At 52.0% G+C, this 14,255-nt stretch carries 12 protein-coding genes; all 12 read right to left on the reverse strand.

Annotation, left to right across the window (positions count from 1 at the left end; all coding sequences use genetic code 11):
- Window positions 1-40: 40 nt before the first annotated feature.
- Complete coding sequence (locus FBY13_RS10200; protein ID WP_145394085.1) at window positions 41-856, reverse strand: lysozyme inhibitor LprI family protein; 816 nt, start codon at window positions 854-856, stop codon at window positions 41-43.
- Window positions 853-1,683 carry a peptidoglycan-binding protein gene (locus tag FBY13_RS10205; protein WP_145394086.1) on the reverse strand — a complete coding sequence of 277 codons (831 nt, stop codon included), beginning with the start codon at window positions 1,681-1,683 and terminating at the stop codon, window positions 853-855. The genes FBY13_RS10200 and FBY13_RS10205 overlap by 4 nt, the downstream gene beginning before the upstream one ends.
- A 68-nt stretch (window positions 1,684-1,751) precedes the next feature.
- Window positions 1,752-2,234, reverse strand: a complete 483-nt coding sequence (locus FBY13_RS10210; RefSeq protein ID WP_013026243.1) for a type VI secretion system tube protein Hcp — start codon at window positions 2,232-2,234, stop codon at window positions 1,752-1,754.
- Window positions 2,235-2,826: 592 nt separating this feature from the next.
- Window positions 2,827-4,326, reverse strand: coding sequence for a type VI secretion system contractile sheath large subunit (gene tssC / locus FBY13_RS10215; protein ID WP_063880060.1), 1,500 nt, complete (start codon window positions 4,324-4,326; stop codon window positions 2,827-2,829).
- Complete coding sequence (gene tssB / locus FBY13_RS10220; protein WP_063880061.1) at window positions 4,326-4,856, reverse strand: type VI secretion system contractile sheath small subunit; 531 nt, start codon at window positions 4,854-4,856, stop codon at window positions 4,326-4,328. Before tssB ends, tssC begins: the two co-directional genes overlap by 1 nt.
- 80 nt (window positions 4,857-4,936) lie before the next feature.
- Entirely contained in the window at window positions 4,937-5,959 is a 1,023-nt protein-coding gene (tssA, locus tag FBY13_RS10225; RefSeq protein WP_063880062.1) for a type VI secretion system protein TssA, read from the reverse strand.
- Between the two features lie 10 nt (window positions 5,960-5,969).
- Complete coding sequence (gene tagF / locus FBY13_RS10230) at window positions 5,970-6,683, reverse strand: type VI secretion system-associated protein TagF (protein ID WP_145394087.1); 714 nt, start codon at window positions 6,681-6,683, stop codon at window positions 5,970-5,972.
- A 14-nt stretch (window positions 6,684-6,697) separates the two neighbouring features.
- Entirely contained in the window at window positions 6,698-10,324 is a 3,627-nt protein-coding gene (gene tssM, locus FBY13_RS10235) for a type VI secretion system membrane subunit TssM (protein WP_096010739.1), read from the reverse strand.
- A 3-nt stretch (window positions 10,325-10,327) separates the two neighbouring features.
- Entirely contained in the window at window positions 10,328-11,569 is a 1,242-nt protein-coding gene (locus FBY13_RS10240) for a DotU family type VI secretion system protein (RefSeq protein ID WP_063880065.1), read from the reverse strand.
- Window positions 11,570-11,585: 16 nt separating this feature from the next.
- Complete coding sequence (gene tssK, locus FBY13_RS10245; RefSeq protein ID WP_063880066.1) at window positions 11,586-12,926, reverse strand: type VI secretion system baseplate subunit TssK; 1,341 nt, start codon at window positions 12,924-12,926, stop codon at window positions 11,586-11,588.
- 21 nt (window positions 12,927-12,947) lie between these two features.
- Window positions 12,948-13,451: a type VI secretion system lipoprotein TssJ gene (gene tssJ / locus FBY13_RS10250; RefSeq protein WP_096010740.1), complete on the reverse strand. Its 504-nt coding sequence runs from the start codon at window positions 13,449-13,451 to the stop codon at window positions 12,948-12,950.
- A gap of 23 nt (window positions 13,452-13,474) precedes the next feature.
- Window positions 13,475-14,077, reverse strand: a complete 603-nt coding sequence (locus FBY13_RS10255; protein ID WP_063880068.1) for a hypothetical protein — start codon at window positions 14,075-14,077, stop codon at window positions 13,475-13,477.
- Window positions 14,078-14,255: the final 178 nt, after the last annotated feature.

Here is a 14,255-nt window from a genome sequence, read left to right on the forward strand (position 1 = left end):
CATGATTGCATGATGTGAGAGTAAAGAAATGATTAATACTTTATTTCGAGGCTTCTACCAGTTCAGAAACCCGACTCTGCATTTTTTCAGAGAGACACGACGCATCACCGCCACATTCATTGCGCTTTTTGATCCAGTTACTTTGCGCAGAACGAAGCGTGGCGAGCTTGTCTTTGACATCAACATCAATACCTTTTATTTGTTTTACAGCGATGCTATAGGCTTGTGCAACACTCTTATCCCAGCCGGAAAGCTCAACGTTGCTACAAATAGCCTTCTCTGTATCTGATGAGGCTTTCGCACAGTCGAATGAGGGTGCTGGTTTAGGATTAGAGGGCAGTTTTTTTAACAACAAATAAGTTTGTGAATTCCAGTTGGTGAGAAGTTCATTATTGTTTTTCTCAATAATCCAGTTACCAACTTTTTCACCTGAAGGGCCAAACATGCCTGATTTACAGGTGACTTCATAAGCACTTACTGGATCTTTAGCCGATAAAGGTAATCCGTAATCACTTGCAAGATTATTGTTCGACTTTTCATCCTCACCTGCCGTAAGATTAAGCAACTGACCTGCCGTAACAGATTCTTTTTTATTATAGGAAGGTGAATCACATCCCTTCGCCACCAGAATTGATCCAGAAATACCTTTTTTGTCGAAATTTATGATTCGGCCAACCAGATTTGGATCATCACTAATAATATCAGGCTGTGAGGCGTTATTACTGTTAACATAGACATTTTTAACAACCCACTGCCCATTTATATCGCTTTCTATATTTCCGTTGGCGTGACAAGACGTCATGACCACTAAACCACCTAAAAGGGTAGATACAAGCAAACCTTTATTATTGTTCATACGTCATAAATCCCTTCAAGATAAAGTTTAACTTCAGAGTTACGTCTGTTAACCAGACCTTTAAAGACTTTACCACCGCTATAGATTATTTTTTTAATCATCGCCATTGCATCACCAACATTTCCGTTGTTAATGTCATTGGTCACTTTATTTAAAACACCGCCGGAGTTGTATGCAAACGAAACCAGTGCATCAAACTCATATTGTGTTAAGGGGACTGTAATCCTGTTTTTTATTAATGTTTCATAATGTGGAACAGTCAATCTCAACAAATCAGTTTCTTGCTGCCTTGTTAAATCTATAAGATTTTTGTTTTGCACAGCAAAATCGGACGCGTCTTTATGACTTTTGGTTGCTCCCTCAGCTGCTTTAGCAGCAGAAGTTGCATCAATGCCGATAGAAATAAGTTTTTGCTTTATCTCACTTTGTGTTCTTTCAAGCATGTCGTAGCCAGCACCTAAAGTCACACCGCTTTTACCTCCAGGCCAATGCAAGTGATTACTGACACCGCGCAAAGACTCTAATTTAAAAAGTGCCTGAATCCCACTTTCCGACAGTTTCATTCCGCTAACATATTGCCGTCCTTGAACACCTTTTAACGGAGGCGGAGGAACGGGAGCTACGACTCTTTTTCCTAGTGCTTCCCAGGTTTTTCTTCCAACAATACCGTCTGCATATAATTTATTATCAGTTTGGAATTTTTTTACGGCTAACTCTGTATTTTTACCAAAAACTTTATCTATTGAAACTTTATAATTTTTCTCTCCAAGCATTTTTTGTAAAACTGCAACAGCATCACCTCGATCGCCTAAGCGTAAGAGCGTCATATCAAAATTCCTTTTGCATGCAATTGAGTTTGTTTAAAAAAGCAGCCCCTTTCAGGGCTGCCATATAATTACGCTTCTTTGTTCTCTTTGATGTTCCAGCCAGCGCTGCTTTCTGCGCCTTTGCCACCGGAAGAACTCTGCTCCCAGTACTGCTGTTTCACTTTCGCAGCCTGGAATGCATAGGTAACGCCCAGCGTATCGTCGTGCTCAGAACCCACGAACTGTACGTTGGTTACCAGAACGTCTTCCAGCGTAATGCGGGTATACTCGATTTGAGTACCGCCAGCCTTACAGACTGAAACTTCAACTTTGGTGACGTGCTTACCGCTGGCACAGTTTTTCAACAGTGCAGTGACAGCTTTGTCGATTTTGGCATTAATGTGCAGGTCGTTGAAGTTTACTTTACCGGCGCCGCCGCCGCCGCCCACGCTCATATTACCCGGCTGATTAGCGCCCCAGGAGAAAGAGGTAATATCAATCCAGCCGGTATGGTTAGAATCTTTAGATTCACCAGTAATGCCATCTACCTTCAAATACATATCAATAGCCATAATATTTACTCTTCGTTATGGAAAAAGTTGTCGCTTTCGAAAAAGCATCTATATGGCAAAGAGAAAAGCATGGGGCTGAATAAAACAGTCCATATTTTACTTTTGCCTCGACTTCGGGTGTTGCTACAGGCATCCCGAAAGATCCCACCACAATTAACCGCAATAGCAGGAGATTTTTTTGCTGTATGGGTATTTCAAATTAAGGTCTTTGTGCAAAAGGCAACGACACTTATAGAGTGAAACCATTATGTTGTGCACTCTGTTTCACCCAGATTACGCTGCTGAAATAAGCCTGAACACCGTCAAACTGGTTGTAATAATTATTTCATCCGTTGTGCTCACACCGCCGTTATTTATCACGTAAAGGCAGGCGGAGCATTATACTGACTAATGCACGAAGAAAGCGCGACACTCTTCGCGACAAACACCACTTTCGGAAAAGGTTTATTCCGCTTCGTCCCAAGCGATATTGTTAAAATGTGGGGTAAAACGTAAGCCAGCCATTTTACTAAACGGCTTGCCTTCATGCAGCAGTACTGTGCGTTATGACAAAAAGAGCACACCCCGCAGGGCGTGCCTCATGTTTTAACGATTAGTTTTCGTTCGACTTCAGCGAGGGCAGTTTTGATACCAGACGCAGTGATACGGTCAATCCTTCCAGCTGGTAATGCGGGCGCAGGAAGAATTTCGCAGCGTAATAGCCTGGGTTATCTTCCTGTTCTTCCACATTCACCTCTGCAGCAGCCAGTGGCTTGCGTGATTTGGTTTCCTGAGAAGAGTTAGCCGGGTCACCATCGACATAGTTCATCACCCAGTCGTTCAACCAGCGTTCCATTTCGTCACGCTCGCGGAAAGAACCAATTTTGTCACGCACAATACATTTCAGGTAGTGAGCGAAACGGCAGCAGGCGAACAGATAAGGCAGACGAGCGGCCAGACGGGCGTTGGCGGTGGCATCAGCATCATGGTATTCCGCTGGCTTTTGCAGCGACTGCGCACCAATAAAGGCCGCAAAGTCGGAGTTTTTACGGTGAACTAATGGCATAAAGCCATTTTTCGCCAGCTCGGCTTCACGGCGATCGCTGATGGCGATTTCCGTTGGACACTTCATGTCCACACCGCCGTCATCGCTTGGGAAGGTGTGGCACGGCAGATCTTCCACTGCCCCGCCCGACTCTACGCCACGAATCGATGTGCACCAGCCATACTCTTTGAATGAACGGTTGATGTTAGCCGCCATCGCATAGGCTGCGTTGGTCCAGCTATAGTTGCCGTGATCGGAACCGTCGGTCTGCTCTTCAAAATCAAAGCTGTCAACCGGATTGGTGCGGATACCGTAAGGCAGACGAGACAGGAAACGCGGCATGACCAGGCCCAGATAGCGCGCATCTTCCGACTCACGCAGGCTGCGCCATGCAGCATATTCGGTGTTCTGGAAGATTTTGGTCAGATCGCGTGGATTAGCCAGTTCCTGCCAGGATTCCATCTGCATAACGCTTGGGGCCGTACCGGTGATAAACGGACAGTGGGCCGCAGCACCAATACGCGCCATCTCGCCCAACAGCTCGACATCCTGCGGGCTGTGATCGAAATAGTAATCGCCAACCAGGCAGCCAAAGGGTTCACCACCAAACTGGCCATATTCCTGCTCGTAGATTTTCTTGAACAGCGGGCTCTGATCCCAGCCCACGCCTTTATAACGTTTCAGCGTGCGGCTCAGTTCCTGCTTAGAAATACTCATAAAGCGAATCTTGAGCATTTCATCAGTTTCAGTGTTGTTCACCAGGTAGCTCAGACCGCGCCAGGCGCTTTCCAGCTTCTGAAAGTCATCGTGGTGAATAATCTGGTTTACCTGCTGAGACAACTTTTCGTCAATTTCAGCGATCAGCGCCTGAATCGTGCGGTAGGCATCGCTGGACATCGTAACGGTGTTTTCCAGCGCCTGCTGTGCCAGCGTTTTTACCGCGCTTTCTACCGCTTCGCGCGCCTGATCGCTTTTAGGACGGAATTCTTTGTTCAGTAACGCACTGAATTCATCCTGGCTAAAGCTGGCGCCGCCCTGCGATTGCGGTTGTTGAGAAGTCTGGTTCATTACTGCTCCTCCTTACCTTCAGGGGCATCGGGCTGCTTAGGCACGTGTGACAGCGCCTGCATCAGTGATGGGTCCTGTAAAATCTTACCGATAAGCTCTTCAGCCCCGTTTTTGCCGTCCATATAGGTCAGCAGATTTGAGAGCTGGGTGCGTGCTTCCAGCAGACTGTTCAACGGGTCAACTTTGCGGGCAATGGCATCTGGAGAAAAATCGTCCATGCTTTCAAAGGTCAGATCGATGTTGAGTTTGCCGTCGCCGTTCAGCGTGTTGTCTACCTGGAATGCGGCGCGTGGCTTCATGGCTTTCATACGCTCATCGAAATTGTCGATGTCGATTTCCATGAATTTACGATCGTCAACGCTGGCCTGCGGCTCCAGCGGTTTACCGGCTAAATCGGCCAGGACACCCATGATGAATGGCAACTGAATTTTGCGTTCGGCACCATAAACTTCCACGTCATATTCAATCTGAACGCGGGGCGCGCGATTGCGGGCGATAAATTTCTGCCCACTGGACTTCATTGTTGGCATGGTTCTCTCCATAAATAATGCGCGGGTATAGGCTCGCAGGAGGCGCGCAGGTCTCGCTGCGTAAAGGCTTGACTGTTAGCTTAGTCGCGGCGTCCAAAAATGTTCTCTAACTGATGTACACCATCGGGCGCGAGATCGCGAATGATGTCCAAAAAATCCAGTTCGATCAGGCGTTGTACCCTGTCTATCATCAGCGGCGCCGGATGACTCGGCTCATGCTGGCTGAAGTACTGTTTGACTTTTTCCAGCATAAGTTGGGCTTCTGCCCGAGAATTCAGTTGAGCACTGCGCCAGTCAGTCGCGGCACGCGGGGCGGCAGGACTGGCCTGACGCTCGGTTTCCGGTGCTGACTGCACCGCAGCCGCCAGTGAATGTAATGATTCGATATCCGTGGCCTGGCAGCGCTCATTCAGCATCGCAATGCTGCGCTGCAGCTGACTCATATCCGGTAAGGCCGTTTCATCCAGTTTTTCCACCACAATGCGCCGAATATTCTGCAAACGCTCGGCAATGTTCTGGATGGCCGCAATGCCCGGTTGTTCGCCGCGCGCCAGTTCGTCATTGAGACGTGGCAGCCCACCTGGGTAGTCGGCCACCTCTGTTTTGCTGCCGTCACACAGGGCTGAGGCATCACGCAGTGTAATACCGTCGGACGCATAGCGCATGAGCCATGACTGACGCACCGCGCCGGTCAGTGCCGACTGATCGCCCAGCACCGCGAGCGCATTGATGCGATAAAAAGGATCGTGCTCGCCATCTTCTTCGAGGCGGGGCCAGAGCGGCTCCCAGTACTGCAGCATCGCCTGCTCAATCAATTGCAGCCCCTGGGCATAACCTGGCAGCCCTTTGAGGCGCGTCCAGGCATGTGTCAGCGTCAGCATGACGCGTAAATCTTTGCTGCGGGTCAGTAGCTCCAGCGCCAGCTTTTCCACTTTATTCCAGTCGGCGGGTTCAGCCGGGATAATAGTGTTACCGAACTGCTGTTCGCCTTTCCCCACACTGGCCTGTTCCATCGCCTGAAAATCCGCATCGTACTCCAGGTTTTCACCGCACGGATTATCGTGGCTTACCGGTATCAGCAAGGTGTCAATATCAATACTCATCCGCTTCGCCTCAGGATTCAAACATAGGAGGATAAAGTCCATTTCGTCCCGGCTTTGCACCGCCCGCCGGATCAAACAACAGTGAAAATAACTGCGCCGTGAAGTTTCCACTGTGGACATGGGTATAAAGCGGGAAGCCATCGCTCTGATTCGTCCACCAGAAACTGGTCTGGAACTGGGGATCAAAGCTTTGTGACGGCAAATGCCAGCTCAGTGTTGAATCTTGTTCTCCGCTGCCGATAACCGCCAGAATATCCGATGACTCCTCGTCCTGCTGAGGCTGAGGCAGTGGAATACTCAACAGCGCCTGGTCGAACTGCTCGGGTGTTCCGCCATCCTGCACCGCGCGCAATAAGGTATTCCCCATCTGGTGATACCAGTCGCCCGTGCGTGCCAGTAATGAAGGCATCCATTCGGTCGGCGTAAAATAACGTAAGGCGCAGAGTGGATAATGGCGTCCCACGCTGTCACGTGCGGCCGTCAGACAACCCATTTGGATCAGTTGTGTGCCGAGCATAGGCGGCACCACAAAGTTCCACACCGGCGCTTTAAGAAAAGCCCGTGAGGGGGCATTTTCGCCTTCAGCACTGGTTTGCCAGTGATGCAATCCCACCTGAAACCAGTTAGACCACTGGCGCTGCAAGGTATCGGGAAAGCGTCGTTTCACAAAATCACCCGAACTGGGCAGTTTACCGTACCAGCCAGGTGCTGCGTAATGGGTCATAGTCAGATCCTGTTTCAGGGACAGCTAAATGCGGGTAGCTGGAAAGGATTACGAATGCTGCCAGGCGTGAATGACAGCGTCACATTATGACCATCCACACTGAAGCTGGCTTCGCGAGTCAGCCCACCTACCGACGTTACCCGCGCGCGGTCAAAGAAGCGGTTGAGCGCCCATGGGCCGCTGGTGGTCAGGGTCGAGGTGGTGCCATTCGTCAGACCCAGTTGCATACGTACCTGACTTGTCCCGCCCGGACCGGGCCAGCTCACTAACTGAACGGCCTGTGGTCCATGACTATAGCGTAAAATCTGTCCATCCACGTCCAATGTCATATTCAGGATATCGTTATCCATCTTCACCGTACGCAATGTCACGCGGAAGGATGGCGTGGTAGCGCCATTGGCAAAGAAGGCATCACGAATCGACTGAGCCTGCTGGAAAGGACGCAGTAAGGCTTCGCCGCCGGGTAACGTTTTACCGTCAATGCCGGGCGTGAAACGCCATGCGGCACGCGTGGTATCCACTTTGCTGGCCAGATTGTCACGGAAAAAACTGTCCATCAGTCCGGTGCCCGGTGCAAACATGCGCGCCAGGTCATCCGGTGTGACTTCGCTTCGTCCATTACGCACCAACGGGTAACGACCTGCGATAGCCTGACGGCAGAAACTGCCCACCTCCATGGTGATGCGTTTACGGACATTATCCATATCGCGACGTTGTGCATCGCTGCTGGCGCCGACAGCCATACCGGACACCATATTTTGCAGCGAGCCAGGCAAGCGTCCGGCGCTGGCCTGCAGACGGCTTATCGCATCACCAGACGGCGGTGGCATACCGCTGTTGGCGGCATCCTGCACGGCAGTCAGGTAGCGATAAAGATCGTCAATCTGCTTCAGGAAATCATCGACGGCCAGCACTTTGCTGCCTTGCTGCAAGGGCTGTGCGAGTTCAATAATCGGCGCAAAATGCGCGGTGACCGCTTGCTCAGGCGTTTGCTGCACGGCTGCCTGCTCACCGTTGGTACGTGGCGAAGTAAACAGCGCCTGTAGCGTTCGGGTCGCACTGTTATCTGAAGATGCAGACGGGTCTTTTGCGTTCTTGTCTTCAGGCTGTGCGCGGGTCAGCGTGAGCTGTTTGCTCAGGTTAATCACCAACTGGCGCAACGGTGAATGATTGCCTGACAGCAGGCGTGCCGTATTAATACGCTGCGTCAGATCGGCATTACTGTTGAGCTGAATGTCGCTGAGAAACTGCTCCCACTGCCGGATGTAGTCCTGAATATACAGCTGGCGCACCGCAAGGTCGGTTTGTTTGCTGTCTTCATGGGCTGTCTCGGCACCCAGCACCCAGGTATCATCCTTGTAGAGCGCATCCGTCACCGGCGCGATCTGTTTATCAACATGATTCCAGTAACCGTCTGGCGTAAAGAGCCCGGACACGCCGTCGTTGACTGACTTACCGCTTTTACGTGAAAACACCAGTTCACTTTGTGGCCCGCCCAGGGCTGACAGGGTAACCGGTGACAGTGAGCCATCGCGTTCCAGCAGGCGTTTCAGGCGTCCGTAAACGCGCTGTGACAGCGGCATCTGACTAATCAGCGCCTGCTCGCGCTTTACCAGCGCATCATCCTTCGCATACGGCGAGGACTGAATCTGCGTCTCCAGGAGCTGCTGCAGATGCCACGCCAGTTGCTTCACTTCCGCCTGGGTCACGTCCTGCGGCAATTCGCGAGAAATGTTTAACATCATCCATGCCTGGAGAAATTTACCGTCGTAGTGTTTTGGCTGGTACAGCATCTGATAAGCCTTGAGCGCTTCATAGCTGTAGTCGGCATCACTCCCGGTGTCATTGCGCAGCCAGCGGGTAATGTTCTGTGCAACCTGTGGCATCAGCAACTGCTTCAGCGCCCGGTCATACAAGGCCTGGGTGGCATCACTGACTTCCGTTCCGCGGTACAGGCCCATCCGGCGCGTAAGCGGGGGATGATCCAGAGAAAAGGATTCACTTTCAGGAAGGTGCAGCAGCGTGTTGAGATAAGGCACCAACACAAACAGGTTGCCATTTACCTCTTTTTGTAGCTTGTCGCCCAGTTGCTCAACCTGTGGGCTTTTCGCGGCCATCTCCTGCAGGTAGGTTTTGTTTTTGTTATAACTCACCAGCCACAGTGCACCCGCAATCAGTACAATGACCAGTAACGCAACATAGCCAGACCACAAGCCCACCCGGTTACGTAATTCCCACCAGCGGTTACTGCCGGCCAGACCGGACTCCTGGAAGATGACATTTTCCAGCACGCCCTTAAGGAAAAAGCTCTGGCCTTTGTTTTGCGGAATCGGTGCGTCTTTATCGACCTTGTCCCAACTGCCTGATTCCCCTTGCTGTTGGCCCGGCAGATGCAGCGCACGCGTCAGTTCACCCATCACGCGGTCAAAGGGTAATCCTTCCTGCGTACCGCTGGCGAAGTAGATACCGCGCGGCGCAAACTGGGTTTCAAAATCGGAACGTGCAAACAGGATATCCAGCGCTTCGGCCAACTGTGGGCGCAGCGCGGCAAATTCCTGTGGAAACAGGTAGCTTTCGGCACGAGCCTGAGCATCACTTTCCGCCAACAGGACATCGGCAAGTCCCGCATCCAGTCGCTGTTGCAGCAGCGAATATTCCTGCTGAAACTGGCTGCTGAGTTCAAAGTCTGCCGTTGATGCTTTTGCCCAAGGGAAAGTAAAGCCCCAAATCTGCTCGCGCTGTGCCTTGTCCAGGCTGGAAAAATAGCTGCGGAAGCCTTTTAACAGGTCGGTTTTGGTAACCAGAACGTACACCGGGAAACGGATACCGAGTTGGTCATGCAACTCCATCAGTCGCTGGCGCAACGCCACCGCCTGATTACGCATGGCCTCAGGTGACTGGGATAACAGATCCGCCACACTCAAGGTCACGATGACGCCGTTAACCGGCTGGCGTCCACGGTATTTACGCAGGAGTTCAAGGAACTGATGCCATTCACCGGCATCCCGCTCCTGCTGGCTTTCCTGGGTGGTATAACGTCCTGCTGTATCGAGCAACACGGCTTCGTTAGTAAACCACCAGTCGCAGTTACGCGTACCGCCAATCCCGCGCAGTGCGGCCTTACCGAACTTATCCGCCAGTGGGAACTGCAACCCGGAGTTCACCAGGGCCGTCGTTTTACCGGCACCCGGTGCGCCGATAATCATGTACCACGGCAGTTGATAGAGATATTGATGACTGAAGCGCTGTGCCCAGAAAGGCGCACCTTTACTGCTCTGACGCTGAAAGTGTGCTTTTTTAAGCATCTCTGTGGCTTCAGAGAAGCGAGTCGCCAGCACCTGATCTTCACTGGTCAGACGCTTGCGGTCTTCTTCCGGCGCATCCGACTTATTACTCTCCAGGCTGGACATCAGTTTCCGGTTCAGCCAGTAGTTGTAAACGCGCGGAATCGCCTGGCTGAGGCCCCAGACGACATAGAGCAGCGCAATGCTGATCATGCGGTTCTGTTCAGACTCCAGCGGGCGAGAATCCACAATTGAGAACACCGGGCCGATAACCCAGATAATAAATGATAACGCGGTAATACCGACAAAACCCCAGGCCAGACGGCTGGTCAGTACCGCAAATAGTACGTTCAGCATGGATTAGTTCCCTCTCGCCAGGCCGTTGAGTTCAGCTTGCGTCGTATCAGGTGCGACCTGCAATGTAATCTCGACACGACGATTACGTGCGCGGTTTTCTGCACTGTTATTCGGCACCAACGGATGCGTTTCGCCACGCCCTTCCGCTTTAACGCGTGATGGTTTAGCCAACTGTTTTTGCAACACGGTCTGCACGGACTGGGCTCGCGCCAGTGACAGCTCATAGTTGGACGCGAATCGGGCACTGCGAATCGGAACGTTATCGCTGTAGCCCACCACCAGAATTTTCCCACTGACATTATTCATGGCTTCAGCAATACGCTGGATGACGGCGTCATAACGTCCGCGAATCTCTGTCGAGCCGGAAGCGAACAGGCCATCTCCTTTCAACGTCACCACGCTTTGATCTGCCTCGTCGCGCACGGCAACCAGGCCTTCGTCGATTTCAGGCTTGAGGAAGGACTTCAGGTTCAGGGACGGCGGCGGCGGCGGTGCCGGATTGCGGATCTGCACTTCTGGCAGCGTCGTCTGATAAATTTTTGCCAGGACTGGCGAGGTGTAATCCCCCAGACGCCAGTTCAGCACAATATAGAACAGGCAGGCAGCCAGACCGGCCAGCGCCGCGCAGGCCCACAGCGGAATCATCGGTCGCCACAGTTTGCGCAATACTGGCTGGTCAGTCGGATGCGGCGATAACGCAGCGGCAAAGCTGCCCCTGACGCTTCGAATCATCTGCAACAGACGCTGTTTAATGGTGTCCAGTTGAGAACGGCCATTATCTAAAACCCGATAGCGCCCTTCAAAACCAAGCAGTAAGCAGAAATAGATCAGCTCCAGTAACAGGATGTGCTGACGCGGATTTTGCGAAAGCTTAGCCAGCAACTGGAAAAACTTTTCACCGCCCCAGGTTTCATTGTGGAAGGTCACCAGCAAGCCATTACTGGTCCACACGCCACGGCTTCCCCAGGGCGTCAGTGCTGCAGCTTCATCAAGTGCCGTACACAAACAATAACGCGCGCCTACGATCACCTCATAACTCAGACCGGACTGCTGGCAGGCCAGCTCGAAACGGCGGATCTGGTCGATAAGCTGTTGACGTAAACGTGCGGGATCGTCATGCGACACGGAGTGACGAATCTGTGGAATCGCGTTAATCAGCGGATTAGCGGCTGCCACCAAAATATTCTGATGGCTAAGATCCTGCTGAAATGCATCACTGTTCGGTTTATTTTGTTCCTGCATCATGCCTGCTCAGTTTGAATTATTCTGACTGACTGCGAATGGCCCAGAACTCCATGTTCAGGCCCGGAAAATCACCGGCAAGGTGCAGCGCGAAGGCACCCGATCGTTCCATCTCCTGCCACAGCTCGCTGTTCTTATCCAACTCAAAATAGCTGTAACCTGCATGCCATGGGATCTGCGGCGGCGCGCCCGGCATGGCTTTCAGGGCAAGGCCCGGCAACTGCAACTGCACGAGGTCGCGAATTTTCGTGACCGGAGCGACCTTCATTTGCGCCGGGAAATGCGTTTTCAGGGCTTCCGCTGGCACACTGGCTTTCACTGCCAGCACAAAGCCAAACTCGCGCACCATGCTGTTATCCGGCACGGTTGCGACATTCAGGCCGTGTGAACGTTGGGTCAGCGGTAACTGGATAGCGCTCTCTTCCATCACCTGTGACAGCCCCTGACGCAACAACAGCGTGAGGCGCGAGAAACAGCCCTGCAGGTCATCATGGTCGTAGAGGGGAAAAGCATCCGGCGTGCGAGCCTCCGTCCATGTTGCCAGCTCAGCAGCCAGCTGCAGCCAGTGGCTGTAGAGGGTTTCGGGATGCAATAGCGGCAGGTGCTGCAAATGCGCATGCAGGCCTAACTGGCGATTGAGCAGCGCCAGCAGCATAAAATCCACCATATCTGCGCTGTTAAAACGGCCTGTGCCGGGTGCACGTTGGCTTAACTGCTGGCTACGCTGCTGAATCATGCCGTGCAGGTCGGTCATCATGCTCTGTAGCGGACGACTGCCAGCAAGGGTAAGTGTGGGGGGAATGTAGTCATTGTCTAAACGAATGTGGTTGTCACTGCGTTTTTCAACGATCTGGGCAACGCCCATCGCTGTCCATTCTGCGGTCAGATCCTGCTCCAGCATCAAACGCAGGCGCAGCTTGCCAAACTGGACGGTGGCCGTCCCGACAGCCTGCGCATTATCATCTTCAACTTCCGCTTCCCAGGCCAGATAGCGCGCCAGCGAATCCGGTGAATCCTGAAAGGTCACGGCTTCACGTCCGTTACGGCGAGCAGGAATCGCCAGGACCACTTTAGCGCGGTCTATATTGCCCGGCACATCCAGCGGTGCGGGCCCGTGTTGCGGCTGGCTGAAGGAAAAAAAGGTACCATCTGGCAAGCATCCGCTGGCGGCACTGAGCGCCAGTTTACCCTGCCGTAACAGAGCTTCATCAAATTCGAGATCGAAAAATCCCCAAACGTAAGGACGTTGCGACTGGCCCCATTCACGCAGTGCGTTTTGCAGAAAGTTTTCTGCCTGCTGAAAATGGTGGGGACGTAAAAACATCCCTTCCGCCCAAACAACCTTTTCGGCTCTGTTCATAATCATCCTTTGAAGACGGTTTTATTGCTTAACGGGACGCATGCCGGCATCGTCTACGATAATGTTGGCGTTTAACTCGCCATCATTGCTCTTCCAGAACTGCCAGAACGAACTGCTGTCGCTGTCAGGAAAAGGCAACGCCAGCCGCCACACTTTGCCATCCAGCTTTTGATATTCCGCCATGATGCCGATGAAACGTGCTTCAGGAAGACTTTTGGCACTCAGCGTTTTAGTGAGCTGACCGGACATCAGGAAAAACTGCTGGTTGTTAAGCAGCGTATTTCCCAGCGCGGTAGCAGGTTGATTCTGTAAGGTGAAAAAGTCAGCGGACATAAACTCCGCATCCGACGTCAATAACATGACCCGGACTTTCAACGGCGCGCCACCATTGATTTGTGGATGCGCCTGAAAATTCAGGTTGTAGCGCGCGATATCAGGCTTACTGCTACTGCATGCCGTCAGCAAGAGTAGCAGGAAGGGCCAGAGCCATATTTTCAGACCAGCGCGTAAATAGGTATGTGCCATTTCTGTCCCTCCCTGCCCCTGACTTAGTTGATGATCCAGGTACCGTTATTTTTGTTCTGGCACGCCTGACTGTTGCCATCGACTGACACACAGGTCTTTTTCCTGGCAGCGGCACGCACACGACGCTTTGGCTGGTCAGCTTTAACGGTTTGATCGTACATATCGCTTTTCACCACGGCACGGAACGGCACATAGCCAATGACTTTTACAGCGCTGGTTGGGGCCTGAGCAGCGGCACCTTTGTTATCAGCTGCTTTTGCATCGGCAGCTGGCGCGGGTGCGGCTTCGGCCTGCGCGTCTTCACCCAATGCCAGCCAGTTATTTTCAACCTGGCCGACAACGGTATAGCTTTCACCGGTTTTTAGGGTTTCAACCACTTTGCCGCTGAAATCCGGGCGCGTCATGACGGACGCCGGATACAAGGCGCGATAGGTTTCATTCAAGGCAGAAAACTGAGCGGGTGCAGCAATGGCATGACGATGCATCAAGGTGGTGCCATCAACCGTGCTGGTCACCATTGTGTCATCCGTCATTTTTGGCGGTGTTTTACAGCCTGCAACAGCAAAAACGAACATCAGGCTTAATGCAATTCGAAAGTTCACCATTTTCTTCATATTTAGTTCCATTAATACCCAAAAAGTGGCCATTGGCCGGTGTTAAGCAAACCATGTCGTCATACGAGGTATGCTGGCCGCCATTTGGAGCCAACATCCTGATTAACAAAACAATTTGCCTGAATAAGATAATTTATTGAGTGTAAAATTTATATTCGATGAGATTGAACAGTGTAGAAACTGCTCATAA

This window comes from Pantoea sp. SJZ147, from assembly GCF_007828605.1.
Taxonomy (GTDB): domain Bacteria; phylum Pseudomonadota; class Gammaproteobacteria; order Enterobacterales; family Enterobacteriaceae; genus Pantoea; species Pantoea allii.